We start from the raw sequence: 18,688 nt of genomic DNA, 5'->3' as shown, positions 1-18,688 counted from the left end.
TCTCGGATTGGGGGTGCGGTGATGAATTTTGCAGAGCTGCAAACGAACATAAATGTACGCTTTCGCGATGAAAGCGTGTTGCGGCAGGCTTTCACCCATTCTTCGTATGTAAATGAACAAAGAGGCAGAAAAATCCAGGACAATGAACGTCTTGAGTTTTTGGGAGACGCCGTATTGGAATTGAGCATCTCGCAATTTCTTTACCGGACATTTCCCAAAATGACCGAAGGCGAAATGACAAAGCTGCGCGCCGCGATCGTGTGTGAACCATCCCTGGTAAAGTTCGCTGAACGGTTTCAGTTTGGCGAACTCGTTCTTCTCGGAAAAGGGGAGGAGCTGACCGGCGGCAGACAGCGGCCGGCTTTGCTCGCAGACGTGTTCGAGGCATTCATTGGCGCGCTTTATCTGGATCAAGGGTTGGAAGCAGTCTTTCAGTTTCTCGATGCCTATGTCTTCCCGCTGATTGACAAAGGGCAATTCACCCAGATCACCGACTTCAAGAGCCAGCTGCAAGAATTCGTCCAGCAAGACAATTTGGGCGAAATCACGTACCGAATCGTCCAGGAACGGGGACCGGCCCACAACCGTGAGTTCGTTTCCGAGGTGCTGCTCAACAACGGAGCGCTTGGCGTCGGGACGGGCCGCTCCAAAAAGGAAGCGGAGCAGCAGGCTGCAGCCCGTGCATTAATCAAATTGGGAGCAAAATAAAAAATCCGTTCTTTCTGTTGGGCAACCGGCAGAAAGGCGGATTTTTTGCGTTTTCGGCAGCGGGGGGCAGCGCGATGGTCATCGATTTTGAACCGTTGTGGCAGCCATTGGCTAGTCCCTCCCTGATGCACGCGCGAGCTGCAGGATTGAGACGTTTATCTTTTCCTATTGCTGCAAATTGTATTTTTTCAGCTTGTAATTCAAATTTTGCCGCGAAAGGCCCAGCTTTTCTCCGGCACGCGTGATGTTTCCGTTTGACTCTTTAAGCGCTTTCATAATCAAGTTGCGTTCAAGCAAGGCAACCTGTTCTTCCAGCGTCCCGTTAAGCGCAAAAGGGACCGAGGACATCGTGGCGGCGAGTTCGCCTGAGTTGGCGAGGTGCTGCAGCATATTGTCTTTGAACGAATGGGGCAAATGCTCAAAGGTGATGGCCCGCTCATCATACATCAGATTGAGGCAGCCCTCGATCACATGCTCCAGCTGACGGACATTGCCTGGCCAGTTGAACTGCAGCAAATACTGGTACACATCCGGATCGATTTCATCGACAGTCACACCCAATGCGGTCGCATGCTTGGCGATGAACGACTCGATCAGTGCCGGAATATCCTCCTTGCGCTTGCGCAGGGGCGGGATGGTGATATTGACCACGCTCAGACGGTAATACAAGTCCTCGCGCAAATGACCGTTGCGAATCGCTTCCAACGGGTCCTCATTTATCGTCGCGATGATGCGCACATCAACATCGACCACCTTCGCCGAGCCGAGACGCTGTGACTTCTTCTCCTGAAGCACGCGCAGCAGCTTGGCCTGCAGGTTCAATCCCATCGAATTGATTTCATCCAGCAGCAATGTTCCGCCGTCCGCTTGCTCAAACAGTCCTTGCCGGTCGATCGCGCCCGTAAAGCTGCCCGGGCTTGTCCCGAACAACAAACCTTCCAACAGGCTTTCAGGGAGGGCGGCGCAGTTTTGCGCGATAAAAGGTTCCTTTTTCCGCGGGCTTTCGTTGTGCATGCTTTGGGCGAACAGCTCCTTGCCGGTGCCCGTTTCACCGATAATCAGAACGTTCGAGCTGGAGCGGGCCGCACGTCGCGCCTGTTCGACCGTTTGCCGCATATCACGGCTCACGAACACGATATCTTTGAACTCGAACCGCGTGTGATTGGCGGCGCCGGTCATGGCAGGCTCGCCGTCATCCTGCGGCTTCTGGTTTTGCAGGTGGGAGATGGTTTCGGCCAGTTGCTTTTGCTCGGAAATGTCTTTTAACACCTGGATTGTAGCGAGCTTTTTGCCGCCCACCAAAAGGGGAGAGGTACGCGTCAAGGTGGTGACCGCTTTGCCTGTATTGGTAAAGTGTGTTTCGCGATGGTTCAGCACCTTTGACAGCTTCATGGACGCAAGCAAGGTGCTCGTCTCTTCCGTAAGCCCGGGCCAAACCTCAAAGATGCGCTTTCCTTTGACAGCGGACGGCTCCTTAAGCTCGATTTCGCCCATTTTTCGATTGTAGAAAAGAATTTTGCCTTCGGGGTTGATGACGCACAGCCCCTGGTCCACTTCATCGAGCACCGCATCGTAGAGCAGCTTGGTGTCATGCAAATCTTGCAGCTGGTACTTCAATTTTTGCTGCTGGGTGATGTTTTTGAGGATGACCAGATAATACAGGCTGCCGGATGGTGTCTGGGTGGGCAGCACATTGGCGACAAGCTCCTGGGTTCCGAACGAGACCGGGATGCCGGTCGCTTCCTTGTCGGGTTTGAAATACTTTTGCAAGCTCATGTCAGCGATCAGCTCAAAGATGGAAACGGGGGCGGCAAACACCGAACTGAGCGAAAAAAGGCGCATGGCGGAACGATTCATATCCAGCACATCGCCGCGTTCATTCGTAATCACCATGCTCTCAAAGCAGGCGTTCCATACGTTGCGCAATCCAATCCGGGAAAGATCAGGCACGAAAGAGCCCTCCTATGATGGAAAAATTATTTTCGCAAATGCGGGCATTTTTTCACAGAATTACACGATAATTCCGTGATATTCCTTTACTATAGTACAGCAAGCGTGAAAATTCAAACCGATATTTTCAAAAACCACCTCAATTTCAAATCTTCAGAAAAATATTTTTCAATATTATTTTTCGGTGAAACATTTTTTTCGCCAAAAATGCGTCGAAACACCAGGAATCATGCGGTTATCGGGGTTGGCATAACTGTTGCAATACTGTTTGGCGAGTTTGAAAAAGGGAGGAAGAGATTGTGACACTAGACTTGCGCAGCATCAAAGCGATTGACGTTCATGCCCATCCGTACTTGCTTTCCTCCACACCGCTGTCGGTTGTGGACTTTGTGCAAAAGCTCTCATTATCCGTTATTCCCGATATGTTCAAGGAAACGACTCGCACGAACCCGAAGCTGCCGTTTCCCGGCACCAACATGTACATGCAGATTACGATACAGCGTCTTGCAAAATTTTTTGCGTGCGAGCCAATCGCGGAAGAAGTTGTCGCCCATCGCAACCGATTGGCACACGATCCGGCAGCCTATACGCAAAGCCTGTTCCGCGACGCCAATCTGGCCGGTCACCTGCTCGATTTCGGCTATCCGCAGCCGCCGCTTTCCAAGGAAGACTACAATCGGCTGACAGGCGTTCCTTCCTGGGAGATTTACCGCATCGAACCGGTGATGGTGCGGCTCCGTGAACAGCATGCTGATTTTGGCGGATTTATCGAAGCGTATCGCGCCGAGCTTCGGGACGCCTTGAAAAACAGCGATGTGCTTGGGCTCAAATCGATTATCGCCTATCGCAGCGGATTGGAAATCGCGCCGATGGATGAGGCCCAAGCCCGTGACGACTACCCGCATTTTTGCAGCGATTCCCGCGCCAAAGTGAAGGCGCTCCGCGATTACTGCCTGCATGTCGCGATGGAGGAGTGTCATCTTGCCGACAAGGTGATGCACATCCATACGGGCGTCGGGGATGGCGAAGTCATTTTGCCGAAGGCCAGTCCGTCGTTTTTGCTGGACATGCTGCGTGACAAAAAATATGTGGAAACAAAAGTTCACCTTGTTCACGGCGGCTATCCGTGGATTGAGGAGGCGGCATTCATTACGAGCGTTCTGCCGAATGTCTACATGGACATCTCGCTGCAAAATCCGTTTATCGGGCACGGGGTTGAGCGCATTTTGTCGCAAGTGTTCGAGTTCGCACCGTTCAACAAGGTGATGTACGGGTCTGACGCGTTTACGTGTCCGGAAATGAACTGGCTGGGCGTGCATCTGTTCAAGGAATGCTTTGCCCGCGTGCTGGAAGGCTGGATAAAACGCGATTACATCGACCAGGATGTGGCGTATCATATTGCGGAAGGCGTACTCTACAAAAATTTTGAAGAGGTTTACCCGGGCACAAAATCATAGATCAACCAGCGTACCAATAGGGGGGTATATAGAATGATCGAAGAGTTTGGCTATAAACAAGAATTGAAACGAGCGCTGAGCTTCTGGGATTTGCTGATCTATGGATTGATTTTTATGGTGCCGATCGCGCCGTTTGGCGTATTCGGCTACGTGTCGGATGCCTCCAAAGGCATGGTCGCCCTTGCGTACCTGATCGGGATGACCGGGATGATCTTCACGGCGTTAAGCTATGCCAAAATGTCGGAAGCGTTTCCAGTGGCAGGCTCTGTGTACGCCTATGCGCAGCGCGGGTTGAATGAATACGTCGGCTTCGTTTCCGGCTGGTCGATTTTGCTCGACTACATCCTCATTCCGTCGCTGTGCTATGTCGTGAGCGCCAACGCTCTGGTTGCCCTCGTGCCTGGCGTACCGGGGTGGCTGTGGATTATCCTGTTTATCGCGGTCAATACCTTCATCAACATTCGCGGTGTCGAGTTTACAGCAAAAGCAAACAAATATACGTTGATCCTGTTGTTCACCGTCCTCCTTATCTTTTTAATCGCGGGCATCACGGCTTTGTTTGCGGGAAAAGGCAGCGGCGGCTTCACGATCAAACCGCTGTTTGATGCCGAAAATTTCAACATCAATCTCGTGATGGGCGCGGTATCCATCGCGGTGCTTTCCTTTCTCGGTTTTGATGCGATTTCCACGATGGCCGAAGAAGTAAAAGGCGGCAACAAAGTGGTGGGACGTGCGAGCGTGGCGGCACTACTTTCGGTAGGCTTCCTGTTTGTCGCCCAAACATGGGTGGCAAGCGACCTGGCTCGCGGTACGACGCTCGACAATCTGGACACGGCGTTCTATGACATTGCCGGGATTGCAGGCGGAGCATGGCTCAAGACCGTTGCGATTTTGGCGACCGTGTTCTCGTGGGGCATATCCTCGGCATTGGTTTCCCAGGCGGCCATCTCGCGGATTTTGTTTTCGATGGGACGTGACCGCAAGCTGCCGCGTGCGCTCGCCAAAGTGCATCCCAAATACCAAACCCCCTATGTCAGCACGATTTTGGTTGCGATTGTCTCCATGGTGGTCAGCCTCGGCTTTCAAGATGCGATGCCGGTGCTCACCAATCTGGTCAACTTTGGCGCACTGACCGGCTTTTTGATCCTGCATATCACGGTGATCAATCACTTCATGATCCGGAAAAAATCAAAGAACATTTTTGGCCACCTGATCCTGCCGCTTATCGGAATGTGCGTCATCGGCTACGTGATCACCTCGATGGACGCGCTTGCGCTTAAAGTAGGCTCAGCCTGGCTCTGTCTCGGAATTATTTACATCGTTATTCATACAAAAGTGTACAAAGACAAACCGATCCAGATGGATCTTCAGTAACGGCTACAGCGGATTGACGGGCTTGACTAAACGAGCCGTCAGCACGTGTGTGAAAGGAGCAATCGAACATGTCAATCGGGACAGAGTGGACGTGGGATTCTGCCATCGATGAACACTTGTACGCCATTCGCAGGCAGCTTCATCAGCATCCCGAGCTGTCGTTTTCAGAGCATGAAACTTGTGCAACAATCGTCCGGACGCTCGAGGAGTGGGGGATTCCAAGCAAAATCATGTGTGAGACAGGTGTCGTCGTCGACATTCACGGCGGATTGGGCACGGGACGCACCATTGCGCTGCGCGCCGATATCGATGCATTGCCGATCGAGGAGAAGAGCGGTGTGCCGTTTGCTTCCCAAAACCCGGGTGTGATGCACGCCTGCGGCCATGACGGCCATACGACGATTTTGCTCGGAGCGGTCTATCATCTCTGGCAGCATCGCGACCGGTTTCGCGGGATGGTGCGCTGCATTTTCCAGCCGGGGGAGGAAGCGGATGGAGCAGCCCAAAACATGATCGAAGCCGGTGTGCTGGCAGAGCCGACGATTGAAGCGGCGGTGGCCCTGCATCTGTGGCCGCACCTGCCGTTTGGCACCGTCGGCGTGCGGGAAGGGAGCGTTACCGCGTCTTGCGATGATTTTTCCATTCGCATCACGGGCAAAGGCGGGCACAGTGCGCGCCCGCATCAAGCGGTCGATGCGATCGCGATCGCAGCCGAAGTCATTCGTGCTCTGCAGTATTTGCGCGTCAAAATGAGCAATCCGGTTGAACCGCTCGTCATTCACGTTGGCAAAATCAACGGGGGCGTGGCAAGCAACGTGGTCGCCGATGCGGTAACGCTGGACGGGACGATCCGGAGTCTGACGGAGGAGGTCCGCCTCGACTGCAAGCGCAAGTTCATTGAGCTGGTGGAAGGCATCGCCCGGCAATACGGCGGCGAGGCTAACGTCTTGTACCATGATGGCAATCCGGCTGTGAACAATGATGCCCGCGTTTTGCATCGGCTCGCGCAAAGCGCCGGGCAGGTTATCGGTGAAGCGAATTTGCATACACTGCCACATCCTTCCATGGGGGCCGATGATTTCGGCTATTTTGCCAAAGCGGTTCCTAGCACCTACTTCCGGCTCGGCATCAGACAGTCGGAAAAGGACAGTTTTGATCTCCATCATCCACAGTTCTACTTTGACGAAGCAATCATCCCAATCGGCGGCAAAATTTTCACACAGTTCGCCTTAAACTGGCTAGAAGAAGGGGAGTAAGGCTATGTATACAAAAGCGGAAGTTCTTGCATTGGTGGAAGAAAAAGGGATTGAGTTCATTCGCATCGAATTTTTGGATTATGCGGGCGTCACGCGCGGCCGGACGATCCGACCCGACAGCCTGCGCGATGCCATGGAAAAAGGGGTTAACTTCAGCGCCGCGATCATGAGCTTCGATATTTTTGACGAATACATCCCGGACCCGATGTACAAACCGGGAGACGGCGACTTTTTTGCGGTGCCGGACCCGAGCACGTTTGCGATCGTCCCGTACCGCAAAAATACCGCGCGCATGCTGTGCGACCTGGTCGACATCAACGGAGACCCGTGGGTCGGCTGCCCGCGCAATGCGCTGAAGCGGTTGCTGACGGAAGTGGAATCGCTGTTGGGCGGCACGCTGAACATGGCGTATGAGCAGGAAGCATATTTGCTAAAGGAAGAAAACGGAAAGCTCGTTCCTGCCGACAACAGCCATTGCTTCTCGACCGATGGCGTGGACATTCAGGAGGAGTTCATCCAGGAGTTCATTTACTCCTTGGAAGCGATGAATGTGAAGACCGAGCAAATTTCCAGCGAATACGGCCCAGGTCAGCTGGAGATCAACTTGCGCTACCAGCCAGCGCTAAAAGCGACGGACGATCAGGTGACGTTCCAGCATCTGTTCAAGCAGATCGCCCGCAAGCAAGGCTTCGTCGGCACCTTGATGCCCAAACCGTTCGATCATTTGGCCGGCAGCGGCCTGCATGTGCACATGAGCCTGTACAACGAGGCGGGCGAAAATCTGTTCTCGGATATTACCGACCAGCGCGGGCTCGACCTTTCGGAAAAAGCGTATCACTTTATTGGCGGCCTGCTGCAGCACGGACGATCGCTGATTGCCATCGGTGCGCCAAGCATCAACTCGTACAAACGGATGCGGCCGGGAACGTGGGCGCCCGCGCATATTTGCTACGGTGCGGGCAATCGTTCCGTATTGGTACGCATCCCGGAAAAGCGACGAGCGCGGCGCTTTGAGTTCCGGGGAGCGGACGGCACGTGCAATCCGTATCTCTTGTCCGCTTGCCTGGTTGCAGCCGGTTTGGCTGGCATCCAAAACGGCATCCATCCCGGCGAACCGGCGAATGACGATGTGAGCTGGCTGACGGAAACCGAAATGAAGGAGCGCGGCATCTCGCGTGCGCCGCGGACGCTGGAGGAAGCGATGGACAGCTTGAGCCAGGACACGATTTTGGCTCGCGCCATCGGCCGCGAGATATGGGAAGAATTCATCAAAGTGAAGCGGACGGAATGGGACAAATATGCCCGTCAGGTGGGCGAGTGGGAACGTAACCTTTTTGCAAGGCGCTTCTAAGGAAACGAATCGCAAATGCAGGGGAGGGGGAGTACGATGACGACGGGAAAATATGTGGACAGCTTGCAAAATAAACGGGTGGTCATTACCGGCGGAGCCAGCGGGATCGGCCTCGCGACGGCGTTACGCTTTGCAGCAGAAGGCTCGATCGTCACCATCCTGGATTTTAATCAGGACAGATTGGCGGGCGTGCTGGAAGAGCATCCCGAAATCGCGTACGGGTTGAAAGTGGATGTCAGCAATCCGGAGGAAGTCAATGACGTGTTTGCGGCAATCGATACCAAAATGGGAGGGATCGATGTGCTGATCGCCAATGCCGGGATCAGCGTCCGCGCCAACTTTGTCGATATTACACCCGAGCAGTGGCGCAAAGTGATCGGCACGAATCTGGACGGTATTTTCTACACCGCGCAGGCAGCAGCCAAACGGATGCTGGCGCAAGGGAAGGGAGTCATTCTGATGACCGCCTCGACCAACGGTGTTGTCGGTCATCCGTACTATGCCGACTACAACGCCTCTAAGGCCGGGGTGAACCTTCTGGCCCGCACGATGGCGCTGGAGCTGGCGCCGACCATTCGCGTCAACACGATCTGCCCGGGGTATGTCCTGACGCCGATGCAATTGGCTGAGTACACGCCCGAGATGCTGGATCAAGTGAACCAAAACATTCCGCTCAAGCGCCATGCGATGCCGGAAGAGGTAGCGGGACTGTTCGCTTTCCTCGCTTCTGATGAAGCGCAATACATTACCGGTCAGCAAATTCCGATCGACGGCGGCGAGCTGGCGTAGCAGAATGCGGGTACAACGAACGAAATAAGCGATGGGAAGGGCTGCGATCCATATGCAGCCCTTTTTTGCATAGTTGTTTTTCCTGTGCTTTCAAACTCATTAAAAAAACGGTAAAGAATTCCGAGTAGAAAGCCGAATTTTATAGATAAGGGAAAAGGTAACTTACAAAAAGAAAAAAATGGGGGACAATCGTACAATCATGAAAAGAAGACGCATGGGATTGAGAGGATCATTGTTGTGGACAGTCGTTGCCGTACTCGTAACAATGAGCGTGGCGGCGGGCGCGCTCGGCCTGTATTTGGTGAAAAAAACGGCCTTCTCGACGCTGCAGTCAGACGCGCTCAAAATGGTGAGAGGGCTCGACAACCAAATTGACGCCGATCTTTATCGCAAATTTCTGGAAAATCCGTCGGGGTCCTCGCCCGAGTATGAACAGCTCCGGGCACGCTTCGACGAATTGAGGACGAACGCAGGCGCGATGTATTTGAATACATTGGGGCAGGTAAACGGGAAATGGAGCGTGATCATCGACGGCCTGCCTCGGGAACAAGCAGCCCCTTACGGCGAACCGATCATGAACGATGATCTCGATGTCGCGGCCATCAAGCAAAACGGCTACCTGGTATCCGACATTACCGATGATCCCAAATGGGGCAAGTATTTTACCGTCGTCATTCCATTCAAGAACGATGCACAGACGTTCGGTTACTTATCGATCGCCATTTCCGCCCAAACCGTCGATGAAGTCGAAGCGCAAATGCGCGGATTCTCGCTGCGCATTCTCATCCCGGCTGTTACCCTGCTTTTGCTCGTTTCGCTTGCGATCATCACGCTGTTCGTGGAGCGGATGATCAAACAGATCAATTCGGTCAAGGCGAGCATGGAACAGGTGACGAACGGGGATGTGACGGTGCGTTCGGTTCGCACACTCGGCAATGAGCTGGGCGACATCAGCGATTACAACAACCGCATGATCGAAAGCATGAAAGAGCTGGTTGCGCGCGTGAAAGCGAACGTCGCCGTACTGCGCGACCATTCGCAAAACACCGCGGCGATCTCCGAGGAAACGCTCGCCCAAAGCGAGGAACTCTCAAGCGTCATGAACGAGGTGGCGGCAGGGGCCGTTCATCAGTCGGAACAACTGGAACATGCCGTGGAAAAATCAAAAGAAGTGAAACATGCAGTCGAGGAAGTTGCAACGAGCGTCGACCGATTCAAGGATGTGGCCGTCGAGCTGGCTCGTGCGGGTACGGAAGCGCAGGAGCTGTTCCGCACGCTTTTGGAGCGCGGAAATAAAAGCACACAGTCGTTTGAGGACCTGCAGTCTGCCTCGATCCATTTGCGGCAGGCGTCGGCAGATGCGGCGGACATCGGCTTGAAAGTAAAAGAAATCGCCGATCAAACCCGGTTGCTCTCGCTCAATGCCTCGATTGAAGCGGCACGCGCCGGCGAGCATGGCAAAGGGTTCGCCGTTGTCGCCAATGAGGTTGGCAAGCTGGCTGACCAGTCGGCACAAGCGATCATGCAGATCGATGCGATCTTGCAATCATTCGCAGCGCGCACCGAGGAGATGACGGTGCAAATTGATGAAAGCAAGCAGCTGGTCAGCGAGCAAAGGGAGGCGTTCCGCCGAACCCAGCAATCGTTCGAAGGGCTTGGTGCCATTTCCAGTCAGATCGAAGGCATCGCTGCCAATTTGAGCCGGACAATCGTTCAACTGGATCGAACCCGCAAAGAATTCGATGACTATCTCGGGCAAATCGCCGATGTCACGCGCCAAACATCCGCTGCATCCGAACAGGTGGCGGCGGGCTCGGTTGAGCAAAGCCGTGCGGTCCAACAACTGGCTACGATCGCCCAAGAGCTGACGGGCGTGGCGGAAGAGCTGTCTGGCGTCATCGGACAGTTTAAAACCGAATAGGGGAACAATGACGAACACCCGCCGATCAGCGGGTGTTTGTTGTATGTTGATGGTTGCTTCATTGAGAAGAAATCGCTTCTTGGTTGGCGAGCGCCTTTTTTCGTTGATTGCGCTGTGCCCGGAGTACACGCAAGGACAGCGTAATGCCGGTGATCGTCAAGATGATCATGCTGATTGCGGTCAAATCCACGATCCATTTGAGATTAGCGCCGCTGAACTTGCCTTCGTGCAGTCCGCGGATGATTCCCATCAAGCTCGATTGGTTTTCGCGTTCTCCGCGAAAGCCGCTGTTTGCTCCGGCATGACTGTCTTGTCCGGCGGCGGATTGTGTTGGGGTTTGCGCATTGGCGATTGTGGCGGCATCGGCAGAGGCTGTTGCTGTTGCGGCGCCATTTTCCATCTGCTGCATCGGGAAGCCTTTTCGATTCATTTCGCTTGCACCGATCAGCCAAGGCTCGGAGATCAACAGCCCCGTTATCGATTCCATTAAAATAAACAGAGACGTGATGATGCCGATCCAAAGATGAAGTTTTCGCGTTGTTTTCATGTGAGATGCTCCTTTACCTGTTCATACGGTTTTGTTCTCCCTAGTATCAAAGATGAACCTGAAACGTGGATGAATGGTAGCTGAAAGTTTGCTGAAAGGTAAGGGGAACGCAAGAAATCATGCTGGCGAATCATTATAGTTAGAGAGGAACGCAGTAACAACAGCAAGGAGGAGCGAAGATGGTACAGCCGAGTGAGATTAAGGTATTGATCGTCGATGATGAAGAGAGCATACGAAAATTTCTGGAATTGGGGCTGCGCAACGAAGGGTATGAGGTGAGGACCGCCGAGGAAGGGATCGAGGCGGTGAATGTTGCCCACGACTTCCAGCCGCACATCGTCATCCTCGACATTATGATGCCGGGCATCGACGGCTTTGAAGTGTGCCGCATGCTGAAGAGCGCTGGCAACGTCGCGATCATCATGCTGACGGCAAAGGAGGAGGTCGAGGACCGGGTGAAAGGACTTACGCTCGGTGCCGATGATTACATGATCAAGCCGTTCAGCTTTCAGGAATTGCTCGCCCGCATCCAGGCCCGGATTCGCAACCAATTTCCCCATTTGCTCAGTGACGTGGCCATCGGGCCGTTTCGGATCAATGACGCCAGACGCGAGATTACGTATCATAATCGCGTGCTCGCCCTCTCGACCACAGAATATGAGCTGTTGAAATACATGCTGCTGAATCAGGGGATCGTGCTCAGCAAGGCGACGATTTTGACCCGCGTATGGGGCTACGACTTCGGCGGTCAGGAAAATATTGTGGAAGTGTACGTTCGCTCGATTCGGGAGAAATTGGGGGATCTGGATCATACGTTGATCCGCACGATTCGCGGTGCGGGGTACCGGGTGGATTTGCCGTGAAAACCAGCTCGACACGCTTTTTTTCGATCAACCGTCGTTCGTTACGCTATCAAGTGCTGTCCCGGACGCTATTCCTGTTGGCCGGCTTGCTTTTATTGATCGGCTTTTTCCAATATGTACTGATGAAAGATTTTTTGATGAAAAACATGGTGATGAGCATCAAAAGCCAAATTCAGTCGGTTCCCTTCGAAATCTGGAGGGAAGGAGTGGAAAACAAATCATACGTCCCGTTTCAATTGATGCGCCTCCCGGACGTCACGCTGGCGTTCATCGATGCCAAAGGGACTTTTACGGATTTATTGGGGAGTGCGGGTCATGGCAAACCACCGCAGCTGCCGCTCGCGGATTATCAGCAGGCACTGGCTGCGACAAGAGATGAACCGCCGCTGTATCGCATTCATCCGGATGAGTACGGGATCAATCGTTTGCTGATTCTGCAGTCTGTGGGGGTGCGAGGGAAGCGCGTCGGCGTCGTGCAAGTGACGACCAGCATGCGGGGGATTCAGGATGTGCTGATGAGACAAATGGGCATCTTTCTGCTTTTGTCCGCCGCAGCTTTACTCGGTGGATTTTTGACGTTCCGCCCTGTGCTAAGGCGCATTCTTGTCCCTCTCTCTACGATGGTACAGCAAGTGGAGCAAATAGACGCAGCGAAGCTGGATCAGAGGCTGCATGTGAAACAGGGGCTGCTTGAAGCGGATCAGCTGTCGTCCGCATTCAATGCGCTTTTGGCACGGCTTGCGCAGTCGTTTCAGGCTGAACAGGAGGCAAAGGAAAACATGAGGCGATTTGTCGCGGATGCATCCCACGAATTGCGCACGCCATTGACCTCGATCCACGGTTTTCTGGAAGTCTTGCTCCGCGGTGCAGCAGCAAATCCGGCCCAGCTCGATGATGCCCTGCACAGCATGTACTGCGAGTCGGAGCGTGTCAACAAGCTGGTGAATGACCTGCTGTTTTTGGCGAAAGTGGATCGGGCTCCTTCCATCCATCTGACCAATGGCCGCCTCGACCAGATCATCGCGCAGATGGAAGCGCAGCTGCTGCTGCTGGCAGGGTCGCGCCGAGTGGAGTTTGACATCCGGGCGGAACGCGAATCCCGCTTTGACCAGGATCGCATCAAACAAGTTATCCTCAATCTGTTTCAAAATGCTGTTCAGCATACAGATGCGGCCGGCGGCGTGATCGGCCTTTCGCTTTGGCAAGATTCCGATTGCCTGGTGCTGGCGGTGAAGGACAACGGAACCGGCATCGGACAAGAGCACCTTCCCCATCTGTTTGACCGGTTTTACCGGATTGACTCCGCCCGGACGCGCAAATCCGGCGGTACGGGACTGGGGCTATCCATCACCAGGTCGATCGTCGAGCTGCACGGGGGGACAATAGAGGTGACAAGCGAGGAGAAACGCGGGACCCAATTCACCGTTCGCCTGCCCGTATCGCATGATTCTTGAGGCCCTTCTTCGCTAATACACGCGGTTATGATAGAATAATACAGTTAAAGCGATTTTTTTGCTCCTGGATTCATCGGGAGCGTTTCTGGTAGGAGGAGTACGCATGTACTTAAAACGCCTGGAGCTGATCGGCTTCAAATCGTTTGCGGACCGCACAGAGTTCGAATTCGTGCCTGGCGTGACCGCCGTCGTAGGGCCGAATGGGAGCGGAAAGAGCAATGTTTCCGACAGCATCCGCTGGGTGTTGGGGGAGCAGAGCGCCAAGTCGCTGCGCGGTGCAAAAATGGAAGATATTATTTTCGCCGGAAGCGATTCGCGAAAGCCGGTCAACTTTGCAGAAGTATCGTTGACATTGGATAATACCGACCGTTCGCTTGATCTGGAGTATTCCGAGGTGACGGTCACGCGCCGTGTCTATCGTTCTGGCGACAGTGAATATTCGATTAACAAACGTGCGTGCCGTTTAAAGGATATTATGGAGCTGTTCATGGATACCGGGCTTGGGCGCGAAGCCTACTCGATCATCGGACAGGGCAAAATTGAAGAGATTTTGAGCACCAAGTCCGAAGAAAGACGAGGAATTTTCGAGGAGGCAGCGGGGATCGTCAAGTACAAGAACCGCAAGCGCGAGGCTCAGAAAAAGCTGGAGGAGACGGAGCAAAATCTGGTGCGCATCCACGATATTGTGGGCGAAATCAACGAACAGATCGGTCCGCTCTCCGAACAGGCAGAGACAGCCAAAACGTATAAAACATTGCACCAGCAGCTGGTGGAACGCGAAGTGGCCTTATATGTGCAGCAAATTGATTTGACGCATGAGAAGTGGCAGGAAGCGAGCAAAAAGGCGGAGCAGCTGAAAGAAGAGCTGATCGCGCATTCGACCGAAGCGTCTTCAAAAGAAGCGGATGTCGAGCAAGCCAAGCTGAAGGTCAACCAGCTGGATCAGTCGCTCGACGAGCTGCAGCAAGTGCTGCTTGAAGTGAGCGAAGAGACGGAAAAGGTGGAAGGGCAGCGCGAAGTTTTGAAGGAACGGCTGCGCAACCTTGCATCCAACCGCAAACAAACGATGGAGCAGATGCACCGTTTGACGCAAAAGCAGCGCGACGTAGACAGCGAGCTTGCGGCTGAGCAGGAGAAGGCAGCCAATGCAAAAGAAAAGCGCCGCGAAACCGAAGCGTTGCTTGCAGAGGCCGAGGCGGAGCTTGCCAATATGGTTCAGGCTCTTACTGACGATGTCGACCGGCTGAAAGGCGATTATTTTGAAACGATGAATCAATCGGCCAACCAGCGCAATGAAGTGCGCCGGGAACAGCAGTTGATCGCAGCCAATGAGGCACGCCTCGCCCGTTTTGCGCAAGAGCATACCCGTCTGCAAGAGGAAGAAGCGGCGCGTCTGGGAAAAGTCGAGCAGATTCAGCAATCGCTGCAAGAGATCGAGCGCGGCATCGTGTCCGCACTGGAATCCTACAAGCAGCTGATGGAAGAGCAGCGCCAGGGCCAGCAGGAGCTGGAAGCGCAGCGCCGCGCGTTGCAGCAGATGGAACAGCGTCGCGAGGCAACCAAATCCCGCCTCGATTTGCTGAAGGAAATGCAGGCGGATTTCGCCGGTTTCCAGCAAGGCGTGAAAGAGATTTTAAAAGCGCGGGAAAAAGGCTTTGCCGGCATCCACGGGGCGGTTGCAGAGCTGGTGACCGTGCCGGAGCGGTACGAAACGGCGGTCGAGGTTGCCTTGGGCGGCGCCTTGCAAAACGTCGTCGTGGAAAACGAAGCGGCGGGCCGCGAAGCGATCGCCTATTTGAAAAAGCACAATGCCGGACGGGCGACGTTTTTGCCGCTCGATGTCATTCGCTCGCGACAGCTTGGCGCAGAGGACCGGCGCAAGCTGGAGCAGGCGGAAGGCGTCGTCGGGATCGCAAGCGAACTCGTTTCGTTCTCGGATACATACCGAGCGATCGTGGAATCCATGCTCGGCAATGTGATCGTCACCGAAACGCTGGAACAGGCGAACCGTGTGGCGCGCTCCTTCTCCTACCGCTACCGCATCGTCACCCTGGACGGGGACATCGTCAATGCGGGCGGTTCCATGACAGGGGGGGCGCTGAAAAAGAACTCCACGAACCTGCTTGGGCGCAACCGGCAGGCAGAAGAGCTGGAAGCGACCATGGCCGCACTCGCCGCGCAAATCGAGGAGCAGGAGACGGTCATCCGTGCCCACCGCGCGCTAGCTGCACAGCGGGAGCAGGAGCAAGAGCGGCTGCGCAACGAAGGGGAGTCGCTGCGCGTCAAGGAGCAGGAGCTGAAAAGCTTGGCCCAGCAGACGCATTCGGAAGGGCGGACGCTGTCCGATCGACTCTACATGCTCGAGCAAGACAAGGAAGCGTGCCAAAAAGAAGTAGCGGAATCGCAGGCCAAACTCGCACAGCTGGAAGCGCGGCTTGCTGAGCTGGCGCGCGAGGAAGAGCAGCTGTCCCAAACGATTGCCGAGGCGGAAGCGAAACGCCAGGCGCAAATCGCGAGCAAGGAAGAGATGAACCAGCGGATCACATCGCTGAAAGTAGCTTGTGCCCAAGCGGCAGAGGAGCACCGTGCGCGTCTGGAGCAGGTCGATCGCCTGACACAGCAGCTTAAGACGCTTTCGGCGGAGTGGGAGGAAGCGAACCGGACGCTGGCCTCGCTCGACGAGCTGGAAGGCAGCAATGAATTGGTCGAGGCAGAGCTGGAAAGCAAAATCGCCGAGCTGCGGGCCGACAAGGAACGAGTGGCCGGACTGATCAGCGAGCGCCGCAACGAGCGGGCGCTCCTATACAGCCAGCTCGAGCAAGTGGAGCTTGCCGCCAAAGACATCCGTAAAAAAGTGAAAGCGCTCGAGGATGCCGCCCATCAGGAAGAAGTGAAAACGAACCGGTACGACGTCGAACTCGATCATCTGTTGAATAAATTGACGGAAGAATATGAGCTGAGCTATGATCTGGCGAAGCAAAAATATCCGGCACAAGGCGAGCTTGCACAGGAACAGCAGGCAGTCGCTCAGTTGAAGCAAAAAATCACAGCGCTGGGCACGGTCAATCTCGGTGCCATCGAGGAATACGAGCGCCTGTTTGAGCGAATGCAGTTCCTCTCCTCGCAGGAAGCCGATCTGTCGGAAGCGAAAGCCATGCTCTATCAGGTTATCGAGGAAATGGATACGGAAATGTCCCGTCGCTTCAAAGAAACGTTTGAAGAAATCCGCGAGCAGTTCCGCGACGTGTTCGTTCAGCTGTTCGGCGGAGGGCGTGCCGATCTGATCCTGACGATGCCGGACAATTTGCTGGAAACCGGTGTCGACATCGTGGCCCAGCCCCCGGGCAAGAAGCTGCAAAACCTGGCGCTTCTCTCCGGTGGGGAGCGCGCGTTGACCGCGATGGGCTTGCTGTTTGCCATTTTGCGAGTCAAACCGGTGCCGTTCTGCGTATTGGATGAAGTGGAAGCCGCACTGGATGAGGCGAACGTGACCCGCTTTGCCGAGTACATGCGCCAATTCAGCGGGCAGACCCAATTCATCTGCGTTACGCACCGCAAAGGGACGATGGAATCGGCGGACGTGCTGTACGGCATCACCATGCAGGAAGGCGGCGTATCCAAGCTGGTTTCCGTCAAGCTGGAAGATACCAAAAAGATGATCGAAAGCGCCTCTTAATGAACAAGGAAGGAACGTGAACGATGAGCTTTTTCAAACGACTAAAAGATGCGATCGTGCAAAAATCGGAGGCTGTCACCCAGAAGTTTACCGACGGTCTGGCCAAAACCCGCGATTTGCTGGTGGAAAAGGTCGAAGATCTGGTCCGCCGCTACAAAAAGCTGGACGAAAATTTCTTTGAAGAGCTGGAAGAGATTTTGATCGCAGCCGATGTCGGCGTCAATACCGTCATGGAGCTGATCGATGAGCTGCGCTCCGAGGTACGCAAGCATAAAATCGAAAACGCGCTTGACCTGCAGCCGATTTTGTCCGAGAAGCTGGTCAATCTGCTGAAAAACGACGATACGGCCAGCACGGAGCTGAATGTGGAAACGGGCCGCCTGAACGTGATCTTGTTTGTCGGCGTCAATGGCGTAGGCAAAACGACGACGATCGGCAAAATGGCGCACATGTTCAAGCAGCAGGGCAAAAAAGTCATCATGGCGGCAGGCGACACGTTCCGCGCGGCAGCGATCGAGCAGCTGGAAGTGTGGGGCGATCGCGTCGGCGTCGAGGTGATCAAGCACTCGCAGGGCGCTGATCCGGCAGCGGTGATCTATGATGCCGTCCATGCCGCCAAATCGCGCGGCGCAGACATCTTGCTGTGCGATACGGCCGGCCGTCTGCAAAACAAAGTCAACCTGATGGAAGAGCTGAACAAAGTGTACCGTGTGCTGCAGCGTGAAATTCCGAATGCGCCGCATGAGGTTCTGCTCGTGCTGGATGCGACAACCGGCCAAAACGCGCTGTCACAGGCGAAAACGTTCGGTCAATCGGCTGGCGTCACCGGCATCGTGCTGACCAAGCTCGACGGAACGGCGAAAGGCGGCATCGTCATCGCGATCCGCAACGAGCTGCAAATTCCGGTGAAGTACGTCGGTCTGGGCGAAAAAATGGATGACTTGCAGCCATTCGATCCGGAGCAATTCGTCCATGCGCTGTTTGCCGGGCTGATTGAAGAAAAAGAAACGGAAGAAAAGGAGTAACGGTGCCTGGCAAAACTGCACCATCGGCTATTTCATTGACCAGTCGCAAAACGGGCAAGGCTTCATGACGGAAGCAGTTAAGCTCGCCGTACGGTTCGCTTTTGACGAGGCGGGCTTGCACCGTGTCCAGGCAGGCGTGATGCCGCATAACGTTCGTTCCATCCGTGTGCTCGAAAAAGCAGGTTTTCGCAACGAAGGACTGTCCAAGCGGTACCTCAACATTAACGGCGTTTGGGAGGATCATCTGATTTTTGCCCGGACGTCTGAAGAGTAAAAAATGATGTCAACAAAAAAGCTTGACAGTCAGATGTGAATTG

At 54.5% G+C, this 18,688-nt stretch carries 14 protein-coding genes; 12 read left to right on the top strand and 2 right to left on the bottom strand.

Annotated elements, in window-relative coordinates; genetic code table 11:
* Positions 1-21 precede the first annotated feature (21 nt).
* Complete coding sequence (rnc, locus tag ACTID9_RS17405) at positions 22-708, top strand: ribonuclease III (RefSeq protein WP_122916589.1); 687 nt, start codon at positions 22-24, stop codon at positions 706-708.
* A gap of 165 nt (positions 709-873) precedes the next feature.
* Here rnc and ACTID9_RS17400 read toward each other — a convergent pair whose 3' ends face one another.
* Entirely contained in the window at positions 874-2,658 is a 1,785-nt protein-coding gene (locus ACTID9_RS17400) for a sigma-54 interaction domain-containing protein (RefSeq protein WP_441065972.1), read from the bottom strand.
* A 299-nt stretch (positions 2,659-2,957) separates the two neighbouring features.
* On the opposite strand from ACTID9_RS17400, the gene ACTID9_RS17395 reads away from it, so the two are divergent.
* From ACTID9_RS17395 to ACTID9_RS17370, 6 genes are all read left to right on the top strand, one after another.
* Positions 2,958-4,115, top strand: a complete 1,158-nt coding sequence (locus tag ACTID9_RS17395; protein WP_441065970.1) for an amidohydrolase family protein — start codon at positions 2,958-2,960, stop codon at positions 4,113-4,115.
* A 33-nt stretch (positions 4,116-4,148) separates the two neighbouring features.
* On the top strand, positions 4,149-5,489 hold the full coding sequence (locus ACTID9_RS17390) for an APC family permease (protein ID WP_441065968.1): 1,341 nt from the start codon (positions 4,149-4,151) through the stop codon (positions 5,487-5,489).
* Between the two features lie 68 nt (positions 5,490-5,557).
* Positions 5,558-6,745, top strand: coding sequence for a M20 metallopeptidase family protein (locus ACTID9_RS17385; protein ID WP_441065966.1), 1,188 nt, complete (start codon positions 5,558-5,560; stop codon positions 6,743-6,745).
* Positions 6,746-6,749: 4 nt separating this feature from the next.
* Positions 6,750-8,096, top strand: a complete 1,347-nt coding sequence (locus tag ACTID9_RS17380; protein WP_441065964.1) for a glutamine synthetase family protein — start codon at positions 6,750-6,752, stop codon at positions 8,094-8,096.
* Between the two features lie 36 nt (positions 8,097-8,132).
* Positions 8,133-8,885, top strand: a complete 753-nt coding sequence (locus ACTID9_RS17375) for an SDR family NAD(P)-dependent oxidoreductase (protein WP_441065962.1) — start codon at positions 8,133-8,135, stop codon at positions 8,883-8,885.
* Between the two features lie 235 nt (positions 8,886-9,120).
* Positions 9,121-10,806 (top strand): methyl-accepting chemotaxis protein, encoded by a 1,686-nt coding sequence (locus ACTID9_RS17370; RefSeq protein WP_441065960.1) that lies wholly within the window; start codon positions 9,121-9,123, stop codon positions 10,804-10,806.
* 58 nt (positions 10,807-10,864) lie between these two features.
* Here ACTID9_RS17370 and ACTID9_RS17365 read toward each other — a convergent pair whose 3' ends face one another.
* Positions 10,865-11,353, bottom strand: a complete 489-nt coding sequence (locus ACTID9_RS17365) for a PepSY-associated TM helix domain-containing protein (protein WP_441065958.1) — start codon at positions 11,351-11,353, stop codon at positions 10,865-10,867.
* Between the two features lie 179 nt (positions 11,354-11,532).
* Between ACTID9_RS17365 and ACTID9_RS17360 the strand changes: the two genes are divergently transcribed.
* From ACTID9_RS17360 to ACTID9_RS17340, 5 genes are all read left to right on the top strand, one after another.
* A complete protein-coding gene (locus ACTID9_RS17360) occupies positions 11,533-12,216 on the top strand; it encodes a response regulator transcription factor (RefSeq protein ID WP_441065956.1) in 684 nt (227 codons plus the stop codon).
* Positions 12,213-13,670 carry a sensor histidine kinase gene (locus tag ACTID9_RS17355; protein WP_441065954.1) on the top strand — a complete coding sequence of 486 codons (1,458 nt, stop codon included), beginning with the start codon at positions 12,213-12,215 and terminating at the stop codon, positions 13,668-13,670. The genes ACTID9_RS17360 and ACTID9_RS17355 overlap by 4 nt, the downstream gene beginning before the upstream one ends.
* Before the next feature lie 103 nt (positions 13,671-13,773).
* Complete coding sequence (gene smc / locus ACTID9_RS17350; RefSeq protein WP_441065952.1) at positions 13,774-17,346, top strand: chromosome segregation protein SMC; 3,573 nt, start codon at positions 13,774-13,776, stop codon at positions 17,344-17,346.
* A gap of 23 nt (positions 17,347-17,369) precedes the next feature.
* Entirely contained in the window at positions 17,370-18,371 is a 1,002-nt protein-coding gene (ftsY, locus tag ACTID9_RS17345; RefSeq protein ID WP_441065950.1) for a signal recognition particle-docking protein FtsY, read from the top strand.
* Complete coding sequence (locus tag ACTID9_RS17340; protein ID WP_441065948.1) at positions 18,340-18,645, top strand: GNAT family N-acetyltransferase; 306 nt, start codon at positions 18,340-18,342, stop codon at positions 18,643-18,645. The genes ftsY and ACTID9_RS17340 overlap by 32 nt, the downstream gene beginning before the upstream one ends.
* The last annotated feature ends 43 nt before the right edge of the window (positions 18,646-18,688 follow it).

It is taken from the genome of Brevibacillus fluminis (genome assembly GCF_052072235.1).
GTDB lineage: Bacteria > Bacillota > Bacilli > Brevibacillales > Brevibacillaceae > Brevibacillus_D > Brevibacillus_D fluminis_A.
The sequence above is the reverse complement of the archived record's forward strand: the minus strand, read 5'-3'. Positions and strand labels throughout refer to the sequence as shown.